This is a genomic window from Idiomarina solivarensis (assembly GCF_033052755.1).
In the GTDB taxonomy this organism is placed as follows: Bacteria; Pseudomonadota; Gammaproteobacteria; order Enterobacterales; family Alteromonadaceae; genus Idiomarina.
In genome coordinates, this window is the sequence record NZ_JAVFHZ010000001.1 from 68395 (window position 1) to 91908 (window position 23514).

26 protein-coding genes are annotated in these 23514 nt (G+C 44.8%); 15 read left to right on the forward strand and 11 right to left on the reverse strand.

Features of this window, described 5'->3' with window-relative positions; genetic code table 11:
- Positions 1 to 27: 27 nt before the first annotated feature.
- The gene (locus RBK99_RS00295) at positions 28 to 807 is read left to right on the forward strand and encodes a hypothetical protein (RefSeq protein ID WP_317502649.1); all 780 of its coding nucleotides are present in this window, start codon (positions 28 to 30) and stop codon (positions 805 to 807) included.
- A 275-nt stretch (positions 808 to 1082) separates the two neighbouring features.
- Positions 1083 to 3299 (forward strand): endonuclease, encoded by a 2217-nt coding sequence (locus tag RBK99_RS00300; protein ID WP_317502650.1) that lies wholly within the window; start codon positions 1083 to 1085, stop codon positions 3297 to 3299.
- 215 nt (positions 3300 to 3514) lie between these two features.
- On the opposite strand, the gene RBK99_RS00305 is transcribed toward RBK99_RS00300, so the two are convergent.
- Together RBK99_RS00305 and RBK99_RS00310 are read right to left on the reverse strand one after the other, a co-directional pair.
- The gene (locus tag RBK99_RS00305; RefSeq protein WP_317502651.1) at positions 3515 to 4096 is read right to left on the reverse strand and encodes a hypothetical protein; all 582 of its coding nucleotides are present in this window, start codon (positions 4094 to 4096) and stop codon (positions 3515 to 3517) included.
- 91 nt (positions 4097 to 4187) lie between these two features.
- A complete protein-coding gene (locus tag RBK99_RS00310) occupies positions 4188 to 5093 on the reverse strand; it encodes a hypothetical protein (protein ID WP_317502652.1) in 906 nt (301 codons plus the stop codon).
- Positions 5094 to 5522: 429 nt separating this feature from the next.
- Here RBK99_RS00310 and RBK99_RS00315 point away from each other — a divergent pair, with 429 nt between their 5' ends.
- The 3 genes from RBK99_RS00315 (at position 5523) to RBK99_RS00325 (ending at position 8174) form a co-directional block, all read left to right on the forward strand.
- On the forward strand, positions 5523 to 6416 hold the full coding sequence (locus tag RBK99_RS00315; protein ID WP_317502653.1) for an acyl-CoA thioester hydrolase/BAAT C-terminal domain-containing protein: 894 nt from the start codon (positions 5523 to 5525) through the stop codon (positions 6414 to 6416).
- A 395-nt stretch (positions 6417 to 6811) separates the two neighbouring features.
- Positions 6812 to 7348, forward strand: a complete 537-nt coding sequence (locus RBK99_RS00320; RefSeq protein ID WP_317502654.1) for a hypothetical protein — start codon at positions 6812 to 6814, stop codon at positions 7346 to 7348.
- Positions 7349 to 7439: 91 nt separating this feature from the next.
- The gene (locus RBK99_RS00325) at positions 7440 to 8174 is read left to right on the forward strand and encodes a hypothetical protein (RefSeq protein ID WP_317502655.1); all 735 of its coding nucleotides are present in this window, start codon (positions 7440 to 7442) and stop codon (positions 8172 to 8174) included.
- A gap of 472 nt (positions 8175 to 8646) precedes the next feature.
- Here the strand turns inward: RBK99_RS00325 and RBK99_RS00330 are convergent, their stop codons facing one another.
- A complete protein-coding gene (locus RBK99_RS00330; protein WP_317502656.1) occupies positions 8647 to 9039 on the reverse strand; it encodes a hypothetical protein in 393 nt (130 codons plus the stop codon).
- Between the two features lie 333 nt (positions 9040 to 9372).
- On the opposite strand from RBK99_RS00330, the gene RBK99_RS00335 reads away from it, so the two are divergent.
- From RBK99_RS00335 to RBK99_RS00360, 6 genes are all read left to right on the forward strand, one after another.
- The gene (locus RBK99_RS00335; RefSeq protein ID WP_317502657.1) at positions 9373 to 10392 is read left to right on the forward strand and encodes a zinc-dependent alcohol dehydrogenase family protein; all 1020 of its coding nucleotides are present in this window, start codon (positions 9373 to 9375) and stop codon (positions 10390 to 10392) included.
- A gap of 77 nt (positions 10393 to 10469) precedes the next feature.
- Entirely contained in the window at positions 10470 to 10685 is a 216-nt protein-coding gene (locus tag RBK99_RS00340) for a DUF1653 domain-containing protein (protein WP_317502658.1), read from the forward strand.
- 9 nt (positions 10686 to 10694) lie between these two features.
- Positions 10695 to 11228 carry a DUF1543 domain-containing protein gene (locus RBK99_RS00345; protein WP_317502659.1) on the forward strand — a complete coding sequence of 178 codons (534 nt, stop codon included), beginning with the start codon at positions 10695 to 10697 and terminating at the stop codon, positions 11226 to 11228.
- A gap of 76 nt (positions 11229 to 11304) precedes the next feature.
- Positions 11305 to 11652 (forward strand): DUF6249 domain-containing protein, encoded by a 348-nt coding sequence (locus RBK99_RS00350; RefSeq protein WP_054487214.1) that lies wholly within the window; start codon positions 11305 to 11307, stop codon positions 11650 to 11652.
- Positions 11645 to 12178: an RNA polymerase sigma factor gene (locus RBK99_RS00355; RefSeq protein ID WP_317502660.1), complete on the forward strand. Its 534-nt coding sequence runs from the start codon at positions 11645 to 11647 to the stop codon at positions 12176 to 12178. The genes RBK99_RS00350 and RBK99_RS00355 overlap by 8 nt, the downstream gene beginning before the upstream one ends.
- A 4-nt stretch (positions 12179 to 12182) precedes the next feature.
- Entirely contained in the window at positions 12183 to 12482 is a 300-nt protein-coding gene (locus tag RBK99_RS00360; protein ID WP_317502661.1) for a hypothetical protein, read from the forward strand.
- Between the two features lie 10 nt (positions 12483 to 12492).
- Here RBK99_RS00360 and RBK99_RS13510 read toward each other — a convergent pair whose 3' ends face one another.
- The 3 genes from RBK99_RS13510 to RBK99_RS00370 are packed head-to-tail and all read right to left on the reverse strand — an operon-like array spanning position 12493 to position 14614.
- Complete coding sequence (locus RBK99_RS13510; protein ID WP_411161959.1) at positions 12493 to 12777, reverse strand: DUF3325 domain-containing protein; 285 nt, start codon at positions 12775 to 12777, stop codon at positions 12493 to 12495.
- Positions 12774 to 13118 carry a hypothetical protein gene (locus tag RBK99_RS00365; protein WP_317502662.1) on the reverse strand — a complete coding sequence of 115 codons (345 nt, stop codon included), beginning with the start codon at positions 13116 to 13118 and terminating at the stop codon, positions 12774 to 12776. Before RBK99_RS00365 ends, RBK99_RS13510 begins: the two co-directional genes overlap by 4 nt.
- A complete protein-coding gene (locus RBK99_RS00370) occupies positions 13115 to 14614 on the reverse strand; it encodes a PepSY-associated TM helix domain-containing protein (protein ID WP_317502663.1) in 1500 nt (499 codons plus the stop codon). Before RBK99_RS00370 ends, RBK99_RS00365 begins: the two co-directional genes overlap by 4 nt.
- A 141-nt stretch (positions 14615 to 14755) precedes the next feature.
- On the opposite strand from RBK99_RS00370, the gene RBK99_RS00375 reads away from it, so the two are divergent.
- Positions 14756 to 15301: a DUF924 family protein gene (locus RBK99_RS00375; RefSeq protein ID WP_317502664.1), complete on the forward strand. Its 546-nt coding sequence runs from the start codon at positions 14756 to 14758 to the stop codon at positions 15299 to 15301.
- A gap of 98 nt (positions 15302 to 15399) precedes the next feature.
- On the forward strand, positions 15400 to 17451 hold the full coding sequence (locus tag RBK99_RS00380) for a TonB-dependent receptor (RefSeq protein WP_317502665.1): 2052 nt from the start codon (positions 15400 to 15402) through the stop codon (positions 17449 to 17451).
- Here RBK99_RS00380 and RBK99_RS00385 read toward each other — a convergent pair.
- Entirely contained in the window at positions 17448 to 18386 is a 939-nt protein-coding gene (locus RBK99_RS00385) for a D-2-hydroxyacid dehydrogenase (RefSeq protein WP_317502666.1), read from the reverse strand. The genes RBK99_RS00380 and RBK99_RS00385 overlap by 4 nt on opposite strands.
- A gap of 150 nt (positions 18387 to 18536) precedes the next feature.
- On the opposite strand from RBK99_RS00385, the gene RBK99_RS00390 reads away from it, so the two are divergent.
- Positions 18537 to 19157, forward strand: a complete 621-nt coding sequence (locus RBK99_RS00390; RefSeq protein WP_317502667.1) for a hypothetical protein — start codon at positions 18537 to 18539, stop codon at positions 19155 to 19157.
- A gap of 73 nt (positions 19158 to 19230) precedes the next feature.
- Here the strand turns inward: RBK99_RS00390 and RBK99_RS00395 are convergent, their stop codons facing one another.
- Positions 19231 to 20064 (reverse strand): NAD-dependent protein deacetylase, encoded by an 834-nt coding sequence (locus RBK99_RS00395; protein WP_317502668.1) that lies wholly within the window; start codon positions 20062 to 20064, stop codon positions 19231 to 19233.
- A gap of 159 nt (positions 20065 to 20223) precedes the next feature.
- Between RBK99_RS00395 and RBK99_RS00400 the strand changes: the two genes are divergently transcribed.
- Positions 20224 to 20850, forward strand: coding sequence for a YiaD family glycine zipper/OmpA-like lipoprotein (locus tag RBK99_RS00400; RefSeq protein ID WP_317502669.1), 627 nt, complete (start codon positions 20224 to 20226; stop codon positions 20848 to 20850).
- 26 nt (positions 20851 to 20876) lie between these two features.
- Here RBK99_RS00400 and RBK99_RS00405 read toward each other — a convergent pair whose 3' ends face one another.
- Genes RBK99_RS00405 through RBK99_RS00415 form a run of 3 tightly spaced genes read right to left on the reverse strand, consistent with a single transcriptional unit; the run spans position 20877 to position 23510 of the window.
- The gene (locus RBK99_RS00405; protein WP_317502670.1) at positions 20877 to 21464 is read right to left on the reverse strand and encodes a DUF938 domain-containing protein; all 588 of its coding nucleotides are present in this window, start codon (positions 21462 to 21464) and stop codon (positions 20877 to 20879) included.
- A gap of 2 nt (positions 21465 to 21466) precedes the next feature.
- Entirely contained in the window at positions 21467 to 22975 is a 1509-nt protein-coding gene (locus RBK99_RS00410; RefSeq protein ID WP_317502671.1) for a PH domain-containing protein, read from the reverse strand.
- Positions 22968 to 23510: a PH domain-containing protein gene (locus RBK99_RS00415; protein WP_317502672.1), complete on the reverse strand. Its 543-nt coding sequence runs from the start codon at positions 23508 to 23510 to the stop codon at positions 22968 to 22970. The genes RBK99_RS00410 and RBK99_RS00415 overlap by 8 nt, the downstream gene beginning before the upstream one ends.
- Positions 23511 to 23514: the final 4 nt, after the last annotated feature.

A 23514-nucleotide genomic window follows, 5' to 3' on the forward strand; every position in this document is an offset into this window, starting at 1 on the left:
GCTAATAGAAGAAGCCGGGAGAGATACATGAGTCGAAAATCGAAATCACTCGAGCGAGTTGCGGCAGAGGAAATAGATCTAGATTTTGATCGCGACGATGAAAAGTTCGATTTGATCGACCAGCACGTTGCCAAAGAATTTAGCTTTGTAAGTCCTAAAAATCGTGTCCTTTTTTATCGATGGCTCGAGCTCTTTCTCGACAAATATCCGACCCGATCGCATGTCGATTTACATGGCTCAGTAAAAAGTGACCAATTGCTTACATCTGAAAAAGTTGCTGCTTTATTAAGCACCCCCGAAACAAGTTTAGACTTAAACTCTTATTGGAAAAGAGGAAGCAGAGCGATCAGAGATAGAGTTAGAGAGGAAAATAAGGCGGAAAGGGATAGGATAGTTGCTATACCTATTTCAGTTAGCCGCCGGGACAAAGACAGGTTCGAAGACTTCAAGCATGGCCTTGATTACGAAGCTACTAATAAGGAGGCTCTGATTGAATTACTTAATTTGAGCGAGAGCTTTGAGCCCGCAGTGAAAATGCGTGTGCGAGAAAAGTATGAGAATCTTTTAGAGGAAAATAAGAAGCTTAGGAAAGCAAAGGAGGGAAAATTCACAAAGCAACAGCATCGTATACGGCTCGAAAGGCTTGAAGAGGCTCTAACTATGCTTTTCGATGCTAGCTTTGGTATGTCGGTGGAAGAATACCTTAAACATCATAGGCAACTAAAGACGTTGGAGGAAGGGCATAAGCGGATTGCAGCCGAAAACAGTTCCTCGACAAAGAATGACGATACTGAGAAGCCCGAATAGCAGTTGTTTCAGTACTATTTGGTCGGAGCGTTTATATGAACTTTTAGGCGATATCGTCGATGGTTCCCGATCCACTCCACCTATTGCTTTTAAATATCAAACAATAGGTGGCAAATCACAAACCCTTTTCAGCGAATTCACTTAACTTTTTTTTCACAACTGTCATGCAACATTAATCTAAACCTGATTAAATTGTACGCGTTTTCGTACAAACGTTGCGATAAACACTCGATGTACAAACCAAAAACTTATAAAAAAACAAAATAGGTAACTCGATGAAAAATTCGTCTACCCTAGGCAACCTGACGCGAACGCTAGCGACTCTATCGTGTTTATTTGCCGTTTCATTTTCAAGTAGTGCAGAGCCTCCAACGGGCTATTATAATAGCGTCGACCAAAGTAATGCCCAAACCTTGCGCCAGTCACTTCACACTATTATTGATGACCACCAACGCTTCCCCTATACCTCAAGCAGTACCGATACCTGGGATATACTAGAAGTAGCCGATGAAGATCCGGATAACTCCAATAATGTGATCGATGTTTATCGAAACGCTAGCTACATCAAGCAGGGTGGTGGTAACAGCTATTATAATCGTGAGCACAGCTGGCCAAAGTCCTATGGCTTTCCTTCGGATGGCAGCTCTAATTACCCCTATACAGATGCTCACCACTTATTTATTTCGGATAGCGGTTATAACTCCAGCCGCAGCAACAAACCTTACGCAAATTGCTCATCGGCTTGTTCGGAAAAGCCAACGGAGTACAACAATAATCGCGGAGGCAGTTCAAGCCAATCAAACTGGACAGGCGGCTCTTATTCGGCGGGAACATGGGAAACCTGGTCTGGTCGTCGCGGTGATGTTGCCCGTGCGTTGATGTATATGGCGGTACGCTATGAAGGCGGAAACCATGGCGTAACCGGTTATAGCGAACCTGACTTGATCCTTACTGACGACCGCAATTTAATCGATCAATCCAATCAAGGTACCAACATCTCGGTGGCTTATATGGGATTAAAATCGGTGCTATTACAGTGGCACAGCGAGGATCCCGTGGATGATTTTGAGCGCCGCCGTAACGACGCTATTTATGCTCAACAAGGCAACCGAAACCCGTTTATCGATCATCCGGAATACGTTGACTGCGTATTCCAAAGCGTATGCAGTGGCAGTGATGGTGGTGGGACGGGCGACACGACAGCGCCGAGTGCACCGACGTACTTAAGTGCATCAGCTGGCAGCGGTTACGTTACTCTAACCTGGAACGCTAACAGCGAAGCTGACTTAGCGGGTTATAATGTCTATCGCAGCACTAACTCGGGAACAGGCTATACTCGGCTCAATAGTAACTTAGTGACCACCGCGAACTTTGATGATAGCTCGGCAACGGCAGGTATTACCTATTCTTATGTCGTGACTGCTATTGATACCTCTGCTAATGAATCAGCTTATAGTGGTGAGGTATCAGCTATAGCAGAGGGCGGAGACTCTACCGGAGGCTCAGTCTGGATCAATGAAATTCACTACGACAACGATGGTGGTGATACAGGTGAGTTTGTTGAGGTTGCCGGTACTGCTGGCACTGATCTAAGTGGTTGGCAATTGGTTGCGTACAACGGTAATGGTGGCGGTGCTTACCATACCGAATCTTTAATCGGTACTTTACCGGAGCAAAACAACGGGTTTGGTACACAAAGCTATGCGATTAGTGGCTTACAGAATGGATCTCCCGATGGTATTGCGTTAATTGATGCGAAAGGCAATGTGGTTCAATTCTTAAGTTACGAAGGCAGCTTCACGGCAACGGACGGTGCGGCGGCTGGCATAGCATCGGAGAATATCGGTGTTGAGGAATCGTCTTCTACGCCAATTGGCTTCTCTCTGCAGCTGACAGGCTCCGGTAGCCAATACACAGACTTTAGCTGGCAAATGCCACAGTCGGCCAGCGCTGGCTCCGTTAATACTGACCAAGCCTTCGTGAACCCTAACGCGCCTGCCGACCCGGTGGTTTGGATTAACGAATTTCATTACGACAATGACGGCAGCGATAGTGGTGAGTTCATAGAGGTTGCGGGTACTGCAGGCGTTGACCTGAGTGGCTGGAGTCTGGTTGGTTATAATGGTAGCAATGGGCGTGTCTATGGAGCCATTAATCTAGCGGGTATTATCGCTGACCAGCAAAATGGTTTTGGCACGTTAACAAGCGCCTTTACGGGTCTGCAAAACGGCTCTCCTGATGGTATAGCGCTGGTCGATGCACAAGGTCAGGCTGTGCAGTTTATCAGTTACGAGGGCTCTATTCGCGCCAAAGATGGCGCAGCTGAAGGGCTTGTATCTGAAGATATCGGTGTTTCTGAGTCAGCGAGCACAGCTGTTGGGCATTCATTACAACTGTTCGGCTCTGGCGTTGAATACGCAGACTTCACCTGGCAGTTCCCTGGCCAAAATACCGAAGACTCGGTAAACAGCGAGCAGTCGTTTGGTAACTAGCCATCAAACTTAACCTTTAAACAAGAGGGCGTAGTTTTACACTGCGCCCCGTTAGCCCAACTTTCTTTCCGTTATGTGCCATAAACAGGCAGTGGTAACGCTGCGTTAGGTTAGAGAATAACGCCACCACGAAAATTTAACCATGCCACTTTAAACATAAAATCAAATGATGGAATGAAAATGCCATGCCTTGCGAATTACTCTTAAACAGTTTGTTAGTGTGATGTGGTTAAGTGATTCAAAGCCGATTGATACCAACTTTCTAAAAAGTTGAAAGCAACGACTGTAAGCCCAATACAGGCATCATGGCTAAGGGTTATATACCCATTGTCTATGTCTATTCCATCGTACCGAGAAGCTAATTGTTTTATTACAGTTGCTTTGGGAAATCCCTCAATACACGAATCATTGTGAACGATACAATTTCTTAGTTCGATTAATCCTTTAACGTCTTGAAAATTCGATAAATTCTCTGGTACCGGAATACCGCAAACTGTCGAGCAATATTTACTAAATCTTTCGATAGCACTACCTTTTAGGTCGTTCCACTTTAGTGGCTGATCGGTTGCTAACTTAAGCCGGTTGCAAAATGTAGAGAATTCCCGTTCGAGAACAATTAGAACAGTAACAATATGGCTTTTTCGGGTTACATCGGGAAAACAGTCAAAAACAAGTCTGTCAGAGCTACGACCAAGCTCAATACTTTCTGTTTTCTCAAGTATCAATAATAAGTCTTGTACGTAACAATCAAGGCTTACCAAGTCACCGAAAAATTTAGTTTCATGAGTTATACTCAAATACACTTCCTCTTAACAATACTAAAGCTGCGCTATGCGGCTGGTTTTTAGCGCAGCGGAAAACCTGTCCGACAACAGCGCTTTGTTATGCCTATAGTTCACGAAAATGCTCTGACACGTCTCGATTTACCAACAACAGGAACACCTTAATTCGATGCTGCTCATGGATTTTCCTTGCCCAGGTTTGTATTCGTTCCAAAGGTTCATCATTTTTCTGCCAATCGCTTTGGTCGTAACCTTTCACCAGTTTTTCAGCAAGCTCGCGCAAATTCAGTAACCTATTTTCGTTTATGCAGATATCAATCTCTTTCCTAAGAACATCACTTAACCGATTTGGTTTTTCGGATATAACCTCTGGAGAGTGCCAGCCAATATCACAACCCGTAGCTGAAAAAGAGTAGTAATGCTTGTGTGTGGTTACTCTCTCGTGAGGAACAATTGATACATGCTCATTTAGAAAAGGAACATTTCCGACATGAGATACCCAACCCCCTCTGAACAATTTATAGCTTCTATAATCATAAGGATGTGTAAGAAGTCTATTTGCTGAATCGAATAGACTGTTATCGTAATCATCTTTATCTAGGTGTAATGGCGCAACATAAAATGCCTGCGAATATTGCTGGTTGGCATATTCCATCAAAATGTTGTGCTGATAGTCAGATGCATTTTTAGACATTGCCCTCAAACCAAAATACAGAGTAGGGTCATCCTCTAAGCCGTGTTTTTGACGAAATTCCCGCACGGACTCTAGAGCGCTTCTATTTTTTCTTGTTGAAGGCGTGACTTTAGATACGGGTTCCAACCCTTTAGAAACTTTAAACTGCATTAAGAATGCGAATCCAGAGTCATAAAACTTTTTGTCGGCTCCGGTCAATTGCTCATCTATAGCCAAAAGACGGTATGGAGAGTGTTTTGATATCCACCCAAAAAAGCGTGAAACATCTGACTCGATCTGTCTTTCGGATAAGTTTCCCTTAATCTCGTATTTGCTCATTTGCGACCATTTCTGCTTTGTATTGTTTCTACAAATAACAGCTTTTAGCGAGACCTTGCAAGATACGCTACCTTATAGGTTATAAATCGAGGCCAAGCATGTATAGCAATACTAGTAAGACTAAAAAAATTATCTTAAATCATACAGTAAAGTAGATACTGCCTCAGCACAATTAGAACGGGGTGATGAAGCGGTTCAGTGCATTCCTGTGCTACGTAGAGTTATTGAAATTATAGGTTAATACAATGAAGTGCCAACCACGCACACGCTAAAGATGTATAAAACGGTTCGTATTGCCTGTTACGGAGTGAACGTCCGATCTTCGCTCAAAGCGGACTACTTGTCTATTGCCAGTAGCGACTGGTATGTATGAACTTTTTCTTTCTAATCGCAACTAAATAGCTTTATTAGCAAACAGTTGAAAGCGTAATGAAGCCCTATTTACTAATTTTAGCGTTAAGTTTTTTAGCCATGCCCGCAGCCTATGCTGATGAAAAGTATTACCGTAGTGATGGAACTGAAATTCGTTATTACTTAGATAACGCAGAAACCGAAAACTTGCTTGTTATTTTCCAAGGCTCGGACTGCAACAGTGTCCGACATATGGAGTCGGTAAATAAAATATGGCAAGAATTTGCTCCGGGTTCAGCGCTTTTGACCATCGAAAAATATGGCATCGATAATAGCTTATCCTACTCCTCCGGAGAACGAGATGACTGCCCCACCAAATATCTAAAGCACGATACTATGGCACAACGAATTAGCGATGGGGTTCAAGTTATCGAGGCTCTGAAGCATTCTTACGGCAAAATCACTCTAGCTGGCGGCAGTGAAGGTGGCTCCATTGCGTTAGGAGTAGCCGCACAAATTTCAGACTTGCACGCTGTATTGGCATTGAACTCGGGGTCATCCAGCTTTCAGCATGATGTGGAATTCAGCATTCAGCAAACTGTTCCTGCCGAGCAACTTGATAAGGTTTTAAATGGTTTCAGACAATTTGTAGCGCAGATTAAGGAGAGCAATGAGCCGTTTCCGGTTGAAGTAAGTGGTCATGGCTATGCTTTCTGGAAGGACGCTTTGGAGCGAGACTTGCTCCAACCGCTCAAAAAAATCGACGCGCCTGTGCTTATAGCACAATCAACTGGAGATAAAAGCGTGGATCCCGATAGAACCAAGCATGAGGTTGAAAATATTATTGCTGAGGGCGCATCTAACATCACTTTATTAATGATACCGAAGCTTGATCATGGCTTTCGTGACGAAAGTGGCGTCTCGAAGCTTAAAGAGGTTATTGAAAGCGCGGCTGGTATTCTTAAGACTTAACTTTTCGACGTGCCCTTTGGGAAATTAGCGGCTCAAATTTAAAGGTCCGCTGTGAGCGAACAGCGGACCTTTGCGTTTTGACTAATTTAAAGATTGACTCGTTTCCTTGTTATGGGAAGCGTGAAGAAGCCAATGAGGCACCGCACACTTATCACTGCTACATCGTGTGTTCTATCATTGTGTTGTCCATTTAGGTTGTTTATTCTCAATTACATTCCAAACAGTTTGGATATTGTGCGTGAGCATGCTCAACTTGTCTCTGTTGGCTCGAGACCTGCAGGCGCACGAATGCTGACTTGAACAGTAAATTAGGAACCGAATACTACCAATTGTAGCGAGTTCCGAGGTGTGCAGGCATAATTTAAAGGTATTATATATTTGATTGGAGGTAGTCTTTGGCCGCTACTTGGCTAGACATCGTTGATACAGCAGTAAAGATTGGCCTAGGCGCTGCAATCAGCGGCATCGCAACATATGCTGTCACTCGGTATAAGCATGTATCGGATAAGAGCCTAGAGGCAACGCAAAGAAAGCGTGGCGCCATCAGTCAAGTTGCTGAAGAAGTTGAGGAGTTTTCTCATATTTCCCTTAATTACTGGGCGCGAATTCTTGATTGGACACGAAAGCGTGCCAATGGGAAGTCTCCAAACGAAACATTGGAGCAAGAGCTTCGCCAAGTTCGCACAGAGCTGTTCAATTCCTATAAGGTGCTAGCCAGCGCTGAATCAAAGCTTTTGTTAATGGGTGAGCAGGAAGCTCAGGATTTAGTTCGGAAATATGGTGAAGAACTGACGAAATTTTATTCGAAAGCATTCATTGGCGATCACGAGATGTCGGTGGATGAAATTCAAGAGTGGCGCGAAGTAATACTCTCAGGTCGTATCAAGGTGTTTAAAGAGTTGAGCCACGTGTTCAAGAGTTTGGAAATATAAAAATGCCGAGCACGACGATGCCTAATATATTGAGGCTTTGCCTCATCCCACATCGCATGCTGACCGGCGTTTGGAGGCAGGGAGAGTTCAGTTGTATAACAGAGCCATAGAACATGCTTTTGAAGAGTTAGCACAAAGCCTTCGGGTTCTGTTGGAAGCCGATTTCAGAGCCAATCAAGACGGCCTTCTCCTGATTGATAGAGCTGAAGCGATTGGAAATATTGAAAATGCCCTATCTTCAGTGCTAAACGCATTTCATAGCCTCTATGATGCTATAGAAAAGCAACTGGATAATCACCCAATAAACTGGTATGAATCAGCTCCTCTAGCCATTGTTTTAGCCATACGTAACGCTAGACACCACAACAAAGCAAACCGGATTCGAACTCTTTATACATACCATACACAAGAAGCCGAATATGTTCAGCGCATGGAACGTTATGTACTAGTTGACTTTGTGACCCCAGATGAAGGTGCAGATACTTTTGATGTATATATGTCTTGGAGTGATTTAAAGTTTCTTCTCAATATGCCGCCAAATGAGAGTCGAATACGGAAGTCCACTAGTATTGCAATTCGCGAGTACCTTGATACTGAGAAGTTTCCAGAATATTCAAGCTACTATGACTTAGAGGAATCTCGAGTATTCTTCAATATAGTTCCATTATTGGTTAACGCTGCTGCCACAATCGTTCCTCTGATAAAACAATATTGTGGATCAGGGTCAACAGAAAGTGCTTTTTTCGCAGAGCATTTCTCTACAGTAATCCATGCTGATACAAGCCACCATGACGTTAATTGCGGTCCATTTGCTTTAGTCAAATAATGTGCGGTCAACTTTTAATTTGGTTCCTGTGCTGGAAAAGATACTCGCTGAACTCCATTTGCGCAGCTAAAACGTCAACGTCCGCTCCTGGCACAAAGCGGGATTAGGCAACTCGTTTGCTTTGATAAGGGCGTTTTTTCAAACTGAATTATGTACTTCGTACCGAAAGCGGAAAGTGTAGCCATTAAGAAAAATAGGGTAACGTCTTATAGTTAATCCAGTATTTTCACAGTGTCTTAAACCGGTTGTTAAGCTGGTGCGGTAGCGGATGTTTGTAATACCTGATACGACTAGTAAGCAAAAGCTTATGTATTCCTAGTTGTATTCCTTTTTAATCGTATTTTTATAAAAGATCAATATAAACAGTTGGTTATATGAAATTTTAAACTCCCGCCAGCTCCAACAATTCCATTAAAAAGCCGCTCAAATGAGCGGCTTTTTTACACGTTTAACAATACCTATTTTAAGCCAGTTACATCCTTTCAATCACATTATCAGTAATACGCTCAAGTCGACTAAACTTTTCGCCAATTTCGGCTTCCTCAGCGCTGCCCGCCTGGCTGGCGGTTTCCATTTCACGCTGAATGTCATCTAGGCGTCGCTCGCGCGATTCGCGCTCGGTTCGACTTCCGGCCAGCTCCATATTCGAAACAATACTTTCTCGCTCTTGAGCAAGAGCATCGTATGATTGTGTTCGAGTGTGGTCAGCTGGCGTGGCAGCTTCCGTCTGAAGTTTAACTATTTCACTGGCTAACTGCTTAAGCTCTTCTTTTTGCTCTCCGGCAGCATCATAGAACTCTGGCAGTGAGCGGTTATCGGGTAGTCGATTGATAAGAAAATCGTTTAAATATTGCTCGGCATTCATAACTACCTCCATTTACAACAAAATTAAATACTTACCTTAAGTGTTATTTGATAATCGGGATCTGTCAAATCTGGGAGAACTTACTTACGGAACGAAACCAGTTTATGTGGGTACATAGTTAAGTCGATTAAAGCGGGATTATAGCCAGGAACGCTGTTGGATTAGCCTTGTAGTTATTTGTGTTGTTAGTTTTGGTCAGTTATTTGGTGTGAGCTATCATGGCACATACAACGTATCTTGCATGAGGAGCAATTTCTTAGGCAAAGCTAGTGTCTCACGGTTTTGTTTTAGAGACGCTCAGGCTTATAAATTATCTGTTAAAGGAGAAAGAATATGACCGGCAAAATTAAAGCACTAAAACTCAAAAAGCCATTTGGACTGGACAACATTCAGGTTACCGAAATAGATGATCCTGGTCAGCCAGGTCCGGGTGAAATTCGAGTAAAGGTAAAGGCCAGTTCACTTAACTTTCATGATTACGGCGTTGCGGCTGGTGTTATGCCTCCCGAAGACGGGCGTATTCCAATGTCTGATGGAGCCGGTGTAGTTGAAGCCGTAGGTGACGGCGTAGACGAGTTTGAAGTAGGAGATAATGTCGTTTCAACCTTCTTCCCGCAATGGCAAAATGGTCCTGCTCCAGTCGGCGATTTTAGCTCCACCCCGGGTGATGGCATTGATGGTTACGCTCGTGAAGTGGTGGTGCGGCCTACTCAATTTTTTACGCACCAGCCCAAAGGCTACAGTCATGCTGAATCAGCAACCCTCACTACGGCCGGATTAACGGCGTGGCGCGCGTTAGTTGTAGATGGCAACATTAAGCCGGGGAACACGGTGCTGGTACTAGGCAGCGGCGGGGTTTCTGTCTTTGCCTGCCAGTTAGCAAAAAGCCTGGGAGCCACTGTGTTTGCCACCTCGTCTTCTAATGACAAACTCAAGCACTATAAACAGTTGGGTGCGGATCATCTTATCAATTACAAAGAAGATGAGGAATGGGGCAAAACCGTTCGCAAACTTACCAACGGGCGCGGCGTGGATCATGTGATTGAAGTGGGCGGGCCTGGTACTTTACCGCAGTCAATAAACGCTGTGGCTATTGCCGGACATATTGCTTTAATTGGTGTGTTAACCGGAAGTGCAGGTGAAGTGCCAACCGCTAAGTTAATGGCAAAACAGGCGCGTTTACAGGGCTTAATTGTTGGTAGTCGTGACAATCAGAAAGACTTTGTGCGGGCTCTGGAAGCCAATGGTGTAAAACCTGTCATTGATAAAACTTTTGCAATGGAAGAACTGGCGGATGCTTTCCGTTATGAAGAGTCCGGTAAACACTTCGGTAAAATTTGTGTCGAGTTCTAAAATGTTTGTATGGTAGGGAGAATAGATGAAGTGTATTCACAAATCCTTAGTAACTAAAAGCATTGGAATAAACCAACATGACCATAAAGCCGGGTATTTACGAACACTATAAAGGGGGGCGTTACCGTGTTATTGATACTGCTCGCCACAGCGAAACAGAAGAGTGGATGGTGCTTTATCAACCTCTTTACGGTGAACAAAAGCTGTGGGTTCGCCCCTTTGATATGTTCGCGGAAATGGTAAAGATTGACGGCGATGACGTACCACGGTTCCGATTTATTGGCAATGAGTAAGGCAAAACAATGAACGGAACCGATAACAAATTGTTTTTAGTGTATGTAGGCGGTACGGCACCCGGGGCAAACATTGAGCTGCATGATATTCGCTTTGTGGTGGGGCAGCGCATGGAAGATACCTACCAGACTATTCGAAAAGGGTGGTTCGGTACGCAAAAAGGATTACACCTGGACAGCTTCGTTCACTTGCACCATGTGGATGGCTACCGCATTCAACTTACCTCTAAAGCGCCTGAGAAACCTGCGGAAAAACGCTTGTATTTCGTTAACTTCGGTGGTTATTTTCCGAACAAGCTGGCCGAGTATCATGACTTTACTGTGGTGGTCGCTGACTCACCACAATCCGCAAAGCAACTGGCTCGCGCACAAGTTTCCAAAGCCGGATTAGCGGACGCTGAGCAAATCCATAAAGACGACTTACTGGCGGTGGACGACTACTTGTGCGTCGATTTGGTGGATAATCACTATGTGACGCTTGAATTTGACGGTGAACAACAGCCGTTGGTACCGGACTGGAAAGGGTATCAGCCACTGCCATAAATTTTGCATCCAAAGGCATTCGTTGTTGTGTCTAATACTGTGTAAGTAAAATAATTTAACAACAATAGGGGGCGTTATGTCCGATCTTTGGGTACCAATTACAGCCATGCTGAGTATTTCAATCGTTATTATTGTGGGCCTGGCTTTATCGGCTCATCATAAAAAGCACTTGCAGTTAACTTTACAAAAGCATCTGGAAAACGGAGGCACACTAACTTCGGAGCTTTTAGGGCAGTTGGGCACTTCGCCCAGTAGTCGTCATGGCGACCGTCGTAAAGGTCTGGTTTTGGTGTCAGCCGGGCTGGCCTGTTTAGTGGCCGGGTGGTCAGTGGGTGACTTGGATGTCGGCGTTATGTTCGGGGTATTCCCGGTGTTTATTGGCGTTGCCTTCTTAATTTCGGCTTACTTAACTAACGATGAATGATAGAGCGTTGATTGCGCGGGTGATAGCCCGCGACGATCAACATGCATTTGCAACCTTGGTCCGGCAGCACCAAAATGGGGTGCGGCACTTTCTGCGACGATTAACGGCGGGCGACCATGCGCTGGCTGACGATTTAGCGCAGGAGGTGTTTTTACGCGCCTACAAAAACCTGAAAAGCTTCCGCGCAGACGCCAGTTTTAGTACCTGGCTGCACAGCATTGCGTACCGTAGCTTTTTGAATGAGCAGCGTAAATCTCATCGCCATAATGAAGTAGCTGGCGACACTTTACCGTTTCTGCCGGGGCCAACCAGCTCTATTGATAGTGATATTATGGTGGAGCGCCTTATGCGTCAACTTTCAGTGGCGGAGCGTACCTGTTTAACCTTGTCCTTAAGTGCGGGGATGAGTCATCAGGAAATTGTCGCTATTACTGACCTGCCGTTGGGTACGGTCAAATCTCATACTGCCCGTGGAAAGCAAAAGTTGGTTGATATTTCAGCTCACCTAAAAACAAGCAGGAGGTAGCCTCATGAGTGCGCCCGAACAGGATCCTTTGAATGATCTTCTCAGCTATAAAAGTCGCTTAGTTGATGAAAATTTTACCCACGATACGCTGAGTGTTATTAGAAAATCACAGAAAAAGCGCGGCATTCTTGTCTTTCTGGCCACCCTGAGCGCGCTACTGGTGTCTGCAGTCTTATGGGTAATGTCAGGCGATCAAATTTTAGCTCCGGTAAGGAGTTTTATGGCCCAGTCACCGTATTTGTTCACACTGGCTATTGTGGCTTTTTGTTCAATTACCTTTTGGTCAACACAACACAATAGGTAGCACCGTTTCTTTATGCTTGGTGTTTATGTTGTCGTTTGTAGGTTAACAGTCCGGAAATAATCAACGACGAGAAAGTCAGGACCCCGAACCAAACTAATAGTGCATCGACCGCATTGGGCATGAAAACGGTGCAGGCTAGCCCAGATGCTAACAACGTGAACCCAGCCAATTTATAAACGCGTTCTCTGCTTGAACTTATGACGTTTAAATTAAACAGCTTACGGTGACGTGCAGTTACAATACACAGCAGCCAGAATCCGGCAATGCTAAAAAGCCACATAAGCAGGGCTATCATTGGGACACCTCGCTCTGGGTATTTTGAGCCATATTTTGTGATTGCAGTTGTACAAAACCAAAGGACATAGCACCTCCGAGAATCAGCAGTATCAGCGTGATTTTCAGCAGTTTTTTCGTTGCAATAATCCACATAATCAGAGCACAGTAGACGGCGAAACTGAGCAGCATCATCCACATTAAGCTTGAAGCCTTATTCCAGCCCCAAAGCCAAACAAGCAGTTCAGGCGTAAATACGGTAACGATAAGAGTAAAAAGGAAGCCGCCGATAGCTGCCAGCAGAATTCGGTAACCCACCATTGCGTTAGTCAGCGCAGATGTCTTTGAATTTCCAGCTGTCATTTTCCACTCTCCATTCTCGTTTTATTCCTGAATAAGTATCTGGTAAGTGCCAAAAATATTAGAGCGGTCACCCACAAGCTAATATCAATGCCTAGCAGTGGCCAGTCTCGAGGATACTGATAGTTAAAGATATGACGACCAACAGTAAAGACGCTGACAACGGGCAGCGCCAGGAAGGTAATTCCATTGAATAATGCGCCATCTCTCCAGGTCCGTTCGGACCCTCTCAGCAGGGGATAGCAAACCATGAACAACCAAGCGAAGAAGAAACAACTGATTTCCAACTCAGCGCGGTTGTCTGCACTGACAGGAAGTAACCGGTTGCTCAGAAAATAAACGGCAACGGCAAAGGGGAGTCCCATAATAAAGCCCGCATTCAGGCCACTTACCAAATGATGACCGAAAGATAATTTTTCCATCGCTTTCAATTTCTTCTTCCGACTCTCAAACCATAATACTAAGCCGGTAGCGACCATTAACGTGCCAAGAATACCAGAGAAGAAATAAAGCCAGCGTAGTTGAATGCCTGCAAAGCGGCCTGCATGTAGCCCTATCATTGTACGCCGGGTTAGCTCTGCATTATTTAGTACGGGTTTTGCGCTAAGCAGCTTGCCACTCACTGCTGAGTAAGTCAGAGTTGAATAATTGGACATGAGCGACGAGGTGGCCGCTTCATGAAAACTGACGGTGGCATTTTTATCGCCTGGGTTCACAACACTAATGAAGCTAATGGGTTTATCACCAATAGATTCCCGGGCATTGAAATAAAGTGTTTGTAAGTTGGTTAATGGCGCGGTTTGACCGCTAACCTGTGGCGCAGGAACTTGTGATTCCAATGCCTGGAAAAACGCACCGCGATCTCCGAAGCTAAGCGATATTGCTGATGACATGTACATTATCATCAGCGTTACTAGACCAGTGTAAGTAATCATAAAATGAAAGGGTAGTGCCAATACTGACGTTATCGTATGCCCGTCAAGCCAGCTTCGGGGACCTTTGCCGGTCTGAAAGGTAAAAAAGTCCTTAAATATTTTTTTATGAATGACAATGCCGGTAACAATAGCGACCAGCATAAACATGGCACATATTCCTATCAGCCAGCGAGCCCAGAATACGGGCATATAATGCAAATCAAAATGGAAACGATAAAGGAAGCTTCCACCCCGCGTATCGCGAAGAGCAACCTCGTTGCCGTTGCCATCAAGCGCAGCACGCTTGAAACCGCGCCCGCCAGCGTTTGGGTCTCGCCAAAAAAGTATTGTTGTGGTGGCACGATCATTGGGTAAAGTGATAGACCAGCGTGATGAATTGGGCGCGCGATTTTGGAGAAAATTTTGAGCTTGTTTTACGGCTTCATCCGGGGTGGCGTATTGTTTTAGTTCGGGCTGCATCCACTGAGTAATTTCGTCCTGAAAATAGGCTAATGTCCCAGTTAAAAAGACAGCGAAGAGTATCCAGCCTGCGACTAAACCGGCCCAGGTATGAAGCCAGTTCATGCTGTCTCTGAATCGTGTTTTCATAATAATTTTGGTTAGTTATTAACGTTTAACAGGTGGGTATTACACCATATAAATAAGTATAATGAAAACCATTATCATTTGTATTGTTAAGAACTGTTTTTAATAGAGGGTGTTAACATGGTCGTTAAAATGGAAGATGTTATCGATTTTTGGTTCAAAGAGCTGACCCACCAACAATGGTTTGCCAAAAGTGACCAACTGGATGAGGCCATTAAAGAACGGTTTTCAAGCACCCTAAATGCAGCAGCGGCAGGAGAATGCTGGAAATGGAGAGTGACAGCACACGGACGCTTGGCAGAAATTATTGTGCTGGACCAGTTTTCGCGCAACATTTACCGCGACACACCTCGTGCTTTTTCGCAGGACCCCATGGCTCTGGTGCTGGCGCAGGAGGCTGTCAAAGAAAACGCAGATGAATCATTAAACACAAACGAAAAAGCATTTTTATACATGCCCTATATGCACAGCGAATCAACGCTTATTCATGAGCAAGCTATGCAGCTATTTGACCAGCCCGGCCTTGAAAATAACTATAAGTTTGAAGTGAAACATAAAGACATTATTGATCAATTTGACCGTTATCCGCACCGAAACGCCGTATTGGGACGTCAATCGACGCCGGAAGAAGAAGAATTCCTCAAGCAGCCGGGCTCTAGCTTTTAATTTTGTCGATGGATTCCACCTATTTCTCTCAAATTCACACATAGAATTATGCGTTTAAGGTAAACTGCTGCAAAATTTTGACAGGGAAAATTTAGTTAATGATGGCTTTTAAACGCACGCTGGTTTCTTTGGTTGTGTCTGGCGCTTTACTCGGGACTTCTCAAGTAGCAGCCCATGATGGAATCGAACGGATTTTGATTTCAGGGCATCAGGCAAATTTGCTTGGGCAGGCGATGTCGGCTTCTGAAGGCGTTTTAGGCCAGGCGGAAATTGAAATTCGGCCCATGTTGCGTACCGGCGAATTGATGGAATTGATTCCGGGAATGAGCGCGACTCAGCATAGTGGCAGTGGTAAAGCTAACCAGTACTTTTTACGTGGTTTTAACCTTGATCATGGTACCGATTTTGCGACCTACGTTGATGGTATGCCGGTTAATATGCCAACTCATGGCCATGGGCATGGTTACACCGATATTAACTTTCTGATTCCGGAGCTGGTTGATCAGATAGCCTATCAAAAAGGCTCTTATTACGGCGATGTAGGAGATTTTTCCGGCGCCGGAAGTGTGGGCTTCAGTACGCAGATGAGTCGGAAAAAGGGCCTTGCCAAAGTCAGCCTGGGAGAAGACGCTTACCAAAGAATGTTACTGGCTGACAGTATCTCGCAGAGCAGCCGCAGCAGTACGCTGTATGCACTTGAATATCAGACTTATAATGGACCCTGGACCGATATTGAAGAAGACGTAAATAAAATTAACGGAATACTACGGCATAGCATCCGCACCGACGGGGGCGTGCTGACACTAGGCGCCATGGGATACGAGAATGAATGGAACAGCGCCGATCAAATTCCCTCCCGCGCGGTAAACAATGGCCTAATTGATGAGTTAGGCTCTATAGATGAAACCTTGGGTGGTAAAACACACCGGTACAGCGTAAATGCCATTTATACCGCTGCAGATTACGCATTAACCGCCTATGTTATTGACTATGAGTTATCGCTCTTTTCAAACTTTACTTATTATCTCGATAACCCTCTACAGGGCGATCAGTTTGAGCAAGTCGATGACAGAAAAGTGTATGGTGCTTCAGGAAGCTGGCATCCCGATAATAACCTGACGCTTGGGTTTTCAACGCGTTACGATGATATTAATGAAGTTGGCCTGTACAACTCGCAGCAGCGGGAGCGGTTGGGTGCGGTTAGAAGTGATGATGTCAATGAGTGGAATATGGGGGCGTATGCCAGTTACGACTATCAATGGACCAGCCGACTAAGAACGAATGTTTCTCTGCGCTACGACTATTTTAACTTTGATGTGAATTCTCTCATTGATACTAATCGGTATGGAGTTGATCTTAACGCCAATAACGGTGAGACGTCTGATGAACTCTGGTCTTTTAAAGGCAGTGCGACCTACCTGCTGAACAACGATATGGAAGTTTACTTATCGGCCGGACAAGGTTTTCATTCGAACGATGCACGCGGCACAGTAGCCAGTGTTGACCCCAATAGTGGCAATGCGGTTGAACCGGTTGATCCTCTGGTCAGAACCTTTGGTTACGAGGCTGGCTTGCGCTGGCGTCCGAACGGAAAGCTTAATAGCTCGCTGGTTTTTTGGGCGCTAGAGCAGGACAGTGAACTTTTGTTTGTCGGGGATGCCGGGAATACCGAAGCAAGCCGGCCATCTAAAAGGCAAGGGATAGAACTGGCAGCTTATTATAACGTCAGTGAGCAGCTAAGTTTTGATCTCGAATACGCTTATACTGACGCTGAATTTGATGACGGCAATGTGCTTGAGCGAGAGATACCCGGAGCAATGGAAGACATTCTGCAGTTTGGAGTCACGCAGCGTTTCGAAAATAACTGGTTTTCCACGGTGCGGGTTCGTTACTTGGGAGAGCGCCCCTTAGTTGAAGATAACTCTGTACGTTCGCAAACTTCAACCGTAGTAAATTTTCTACTGGGCAAACAATGGGACGCGTGGTCGATGAATATGCAGGTACTTAATGTTTTTGACAGCAATGATCACGATATTGACTACTTCTACGCGTCGCGACTGCCGGGTGAACCGGTGGCTGGCGTAGAAGATGTGCATTACCATGTTATGGAGCCCAGAACCGTTCGCTTTGAACTCAGCTATGAATTCTAATTATCGTCTGGATTGCTACCTTTAATGTTGTCGGCTGTTAATTCGATAATCCGTTGCCGCGCTTCAGGTGACGTCCACGCATTATGTGGCGTTACAATAAGGTTTAGTCCTTCGTTCATTGCGTCCAGTAACGGGTTGCCATTTTTCGGCGGTTCCTGAGGCAGTACGTCGGCCGCAACACCGCCAATTTTACCAGCTAGGAGTGCGTCAGCAACGTCCTTCTCATTGATAACCCCTCCGCGGGCATTATTGACGACAAGTACTTCTTGCTTACAACGTTTTAGGTTGTCAGCGTTAAGTAGATTTTTAGTGTCATCGGTTAACGGGCAATGGAAAGAAAGGACGTCAGCGTCGGGAAGCAATTCGTTCAATGATGGGCGCGGGTCATCGGTTTTGCCTGGTCTTGCTGAAAATTTAACGGTCATGCCAAAGGCTTCTGCCAGCGTTTTTACCGCCTGACCTAGCTCCCCTGAGCCAACGATAACGAGCTTTTTGCCGGCTAGTTGAATGGTTGACGGGTCTAGCAGACAAAACATAGAGGAGTTTTGCCAGTCACCTGCGGCTACTCGTTTTTGCATTACCGGCAGTTTAGTGGCCAGTGCCAACATCATCATTAAAGTGTGCTGAGCAACGCTTGGTGTGCCATAGGCTTCAACATTCTTAACCGGAATATTTAATTTTTCGGCGGTGGCTAAATCAATGTTATTCATGCCCGTTGCTAACACACAAATGAGCTTCAATTGCGTGGCGTTTTCAAGAGCTGGTTTATTGATAACAACCTTGTTGGTTATAATAATCTCAGCATCCTTTATACGCTCATCAACCTGGTCTGGTGTCGTCGAATCATATAAGACTAAGTCTTCAACTAGCTTCTCAATGGCTGAAAAATCTACACCATTGCCCAGGGTTTCCGCATCGAGTATCACTGCTTTCATGCCTGCCTCTTCGTATTTTGAAGTCGTATTTTAATGCGTATCTTATCAAAAATAATAAAGGGTATTTCATAAAAGCCTGATCTCGCTCGTTCATCCAGGGAACAATTTAGGGTATTATTCGCGCCGACTATTATTGACTAAGGAAAAACGATGTTGAAGTTAGGGAAACTCATTGCGATAGCTATTACCACTCTTTACCTTTCAGGCTGTGCACAGTTAATGACTGCTGAGCAGGCTGCTCCCGCAATTAACGCGCCGGCTGATCTGAAATCGATAACCATTGCTGTGGTTGATAAGCGTGAATACGTTATTAATGGAGATAAAGCGCCTAGTTTTGAAGGATTAAGCCGCAGCAATTTCGGTATTCCTTACTCCCAATATACGCCGGGTTCACAGCCAATGACCAGCTATTTAGGTGACAGGCTTGTTGCGGGTTTTAGCAAACAGGGCATTAAAGCTGAGCTTTATTCGACAAGCCCGTCTATGAGTATAGAAAGAATTAGAGACGCATTAGCAGAAAAAAACCAGCCATCGATTATTATCGCGTTGAATGAATGGAAGTACGACTATCATGCGTTTTCAGATAGCTCTTGGTATAACGTCGATGTTTTGGTTTTGGACAGTAATGCCAAACTGAAAGTTGAGAAGAACTTTAGAGGCGAAAACGATGTTGGCAATGGGGTAATTTCCAATGAAATGCAGACGATATACAAACACCGTTTTGAGCACATATTTTTAGATCGTGATATTGAAAGTGCTTTAACACTTTAAATTTTGACTGCTTTTTAAGCCCGCCTATAGCAGGGCGGGCACTTTCCCGGAAAATGAATGAAACGGTAATGCATCAGTTGCTACGAATCGCTGATACGAGTACGTCTTTAATAGCGCAACTAAGCTTTAAAGTCGCTAAATCATCAGCTCGCGTCCTGCCCAGGGTGAGTAATGCTACGGGTTGATTGTTCTGGTACGCCTGTCGTGCAAAGCGATAGCCGGAAAACACCATGAGCGACGTGCCTATAGCGAGTAGAGCATTGCTTTCTTGTAATGCTTTTTGAGCTTCTTCAACACGTGGTCGAGGAACATTGTCGCCAAAATAAACCACGTCAGGCTTTAGAATACCTCCGCAGTTTAGACAATCGGCAATTTTGAACCTTTCAAAGTCGGCTTCCAGGTCCGCATCACCATCGGGGGCTGCGGCTGCCTCAAGAGCTGCAAATTCAGGATTCATAGTCAGGCAGCGTTCATGCATATCAAGGCGCGGACTGATCTGACGACAACCCATACAAACCATATTATTGGCGTATCCATGCAGGTTAATAACATTGGTTGCTCCGGCTTTTTGGTGAAGCCCATCCACATTCTGGGTAATGATGCTGCTAACGAGCCCTTGCTTCTGTAATTCAGCAATAGCGTAATGTGCAGAGTTAGGTTGTGCGTGGTAAAGAACCGGCCAGCCAAACAGGCTGCGGGCCCAATACCTCTTTCGGACGGCTTCGCTGCGCATGTAATCTTGATGCTGGACCGGAGGTGTGCGTTTCCATTCACCTTTGCTATCACGGTAGTCCGGAATACCTGAGTCGGTACTTATACCTGCACCAGTAATAACCGTTACAGGTGCATTCTCTTGCAAGAAATGTATAAGAGCAGAACGGGCTTCAGTTGAGTCAGTTATTGTCATATTAATAAAAGGGTAAGCGTAAGTTACAACGTTGATCGTAAGTTATCACTGCTGAGTAATAAGAGGAAAGCGTTAAGTAAAGAATCTGCAAATTTCATGAGTGGCTATACTAAAGCATGCTAATTTTCTGGGCATTGACTGATTCAAGGGAGTAAATATATGAAAAAGTTCGTTCTAACTATGGTGATGTCGTCCTTGGTAGTGGCTGGGTGTGCAAACATGAGTAACACCCAGAAAGGGGCGACCATTGGTGCTGTTACCGGAGCTCTATTGGGCAAAGGAACGGGCGACCATGATAAAAGCCGATATGTCTGGGGTGCTGCAGTTGGTGCTCTGGCAGGCGGTGCCATTGGCAATTATATGGATAAGCAAGAGCAGGAATTCCGTGAAGAACTGGCTGACAGTGGTGTAAAAGTTATTCGCGATGGCGACAACCTGCGTCTGCAATTACCTAGTAGTATTACCTTTGCGACGGGTAGCGCTAATATTTCTCAAAGTTTCGATCCTGTACTGGATGACGTTGCCCGAGTACTGAAGAAATACGAGAAGACTACGATGCTGATAGAAGGGCATACCGACAGCACCGGTTCGGCCGAGTACAATCAGCAGTTGTCTTTAAACCGGGCTAAAGCCGTGCGTAACCATTTGGTTGGTAATGGAGTGGACTCACGTCGGGTAACGACTGAAGGCTATGGCGAGAGTATGCCGGTGGCCGATAACGACACCGAGAGAGGACGCCAGTTAAACCGACGGGTCGAGTTACGTATTATACCAAATACGAAATAGAAATTAGCGGCCCTTCTTGTTAAGGGCTAGCGGTGAAATTCCAGGAGTTGGTTGTTTGCCGGCATAGTATGGATGTTTTTTAATTTGAATCCTTGCTGGTCGGCAAGCTTCGCGATCCATTGTTGGTCGCGTATGCCCATTTGACTATCACGAGCCTGCAATGACTGCTGAAAAGCTCGGTTGCTGTCGCTGGTAAAGTGGCCGTTGTCATTAAACGGTCCGTAAATGCATAGCACCTTTACTGATTTAAGTGCATCCCCTAAGTGGTCGAAAAGTCTTTCAACGCCTTCTTTAGGCATAATGTGGCAGGTATTTGCTGTGAATAGGGCATCAAATTGACCGTTAGGCGCTGATTTAAAAACGTCAAACTCCCGAGGGGCAGGCTGGTTGTTCTCGCCTTCCTGTTTAATGCGAGCTGTTATTCCAGATAAATATTGAGGCTGATCACTTGCCTGCCACTTAAGGTGCGTGAGTTGCCTGGCAAAGTACACTGCGTGCTGTCCGGTACCACTACCCACTTCTAGTACGTGAGAGGAGTCGGCAAAAGCCCGTTTCAGAATATTGAGTATTGGGTCTTTATTGTTTTCGCAGGCTTGTGAAAAAGGTAATTCCATAATTACATCCAGGATTTTTTCAGGGCTTCGACACGGTACAGGCAGACATCAATGAACGTCCTTCCCGTTGTATCTTGTACGAAAGGCAGTGTTTGCCGGCCACAGGCTAATACAAATTTAACCGAGCATAATTGAAAGCGTCGCATAAAAACGCTTTGAGAGAACTGAGTTTGTTGAACTTTATGGATAGGGAAGCAGCGATAATTAATGCCGATTAAACCCCTTCTAAGATAAATGAAGTTATCGTCAATGGCGTAACCCCATCGTTTCCAACTTAAAATGATAAAAGCAGTAGAAACAGCAAACAAAACAACTGACGCCGATGCCAGCTCTGCTTGTCCAAAGTAAGCGAAAACACCCGCCAGTGGAATGAGCAGCCAGAATGCAATAAGCGTGTTCCGCACGGCAAGCCGTTTACTAACCGGCTGATAATCGACTGTGCTGAGTTTATTGTCGGGCCAGCTATCCGCAGCTAAGTGATGTGCTTCTTCAAGGGTTACAGAGGGCACAATAATTTTTCCACTGGAGCCTTCGCCGGACTGATGCCCCTGGTTTGCGTTTAATTGTTCAAACTTTAGATTCACTCTTTGTAAAAGACGGTCGAGCCAATTTTGCTGATAAATAATCATTTGAAGTCGGGACAATTTCATAACGACTTCATGCCGGGTGAAAAGCCCGTTACGGCGAATATAGCGATCATCACTCCGTGTTAATTTAAAATTATAAAAGGTGATGACCGAGCCTAGAATTGAGAACAACGCCATAAGCGCAATAACAACAAAAGCGATAGATAAGAAAAACAAAATATATTGCCAGAATGCGTATTGAGACGAGGAAACTAGAGAGTCGACGTCAACCCCCATACTCTCTATGCTTTTCACAAACTCTTCTGAAATTGAATTAAAGAAGGGGGCCAACGCGCCCAAAACAATCCAAATGCGGTTACTGGCAAGCCCATGAACGATTAAATCACGAATTGAACGAGAATTTAAAAGCTCTTCCTGCTCTGCCTGAGGTTCTTCGGGCTCTGTGGAGTCAATGCGTTCAGTTTTGTGTTCGAGTATTTCTTTTTTCAGGGATTCGGCGACCTCTTTGGGTAAAGCAATAACTTTGGCTTCTAGTTTACTCGAACCTGCCGTATCCAAAAGCATACAAATATGGTTGGTGGGCCGATAAAAAATAGGCTGCTCAAAACGAACGTTCTGTATGCGTTCAAAAGGAAGGTCAATGTGTGTTTTTTGTAATACGCCGGAATGAATTTGAACTCTTCCTTCCGTTAGACGATATTTATAGAAGTAAAATTTGAGCAACGCACTTACTGCAACAAAAAGCAAAATAGCGCCGATACCTGACAGTATCATCGGGCCATTCTCGGCAAATTGATTATAACCGACAAGAATAGCCGGGAGCAGATAAATTAGGTTATTGCCAATGCTTTTAATAAACTGAACGGCAAAATAAATTACTGCTACTGGCGACAGTTTTAGCCATTGATTCTGGTAACTAATCATTTGCTGCAATATCACCGTGCGTTAATACATACGATCGCATTTCAAGGGCTTTCTCTTCTGGTAAGCCGGGAATAGAGAAAGTATACATTGATCCACCGGCGCTAAAAATTTCTAAATTAGCTAACCCAAAATGTCGATCGATAGGGCCGTGCTTTAATTCAACATGTTGTATACGCAAAATAGGCTGACTTACAACGGATTTAAATAGAACGCCGCTGCGATAGCTGAAGTCGTGTTCCCGTATTGCATAGCCCTTTTGTTTGTCAGCGATAACCCCATAGATTGAGCTTAACAACCCCAATATGCCAGCAGCTAACTGCAGCTCCGGTAAATAACGTGCGGCTTCTGGCGGAAGAGAGAACCAAGGCTGCCAGTAGAGTACTAAAAGAACGCTAACAAGGACTAACCAAAAGACTAAGCGGCACAGCAAGTTGACCTTCACATAAACTTTGCTTAACGGTGTAAATTGTTGTGCGCTAACGTTTGGAAGATTGTCAGGCGGTATTGGTTGATTACTAAAGTTATCGCTTGGCATTGTC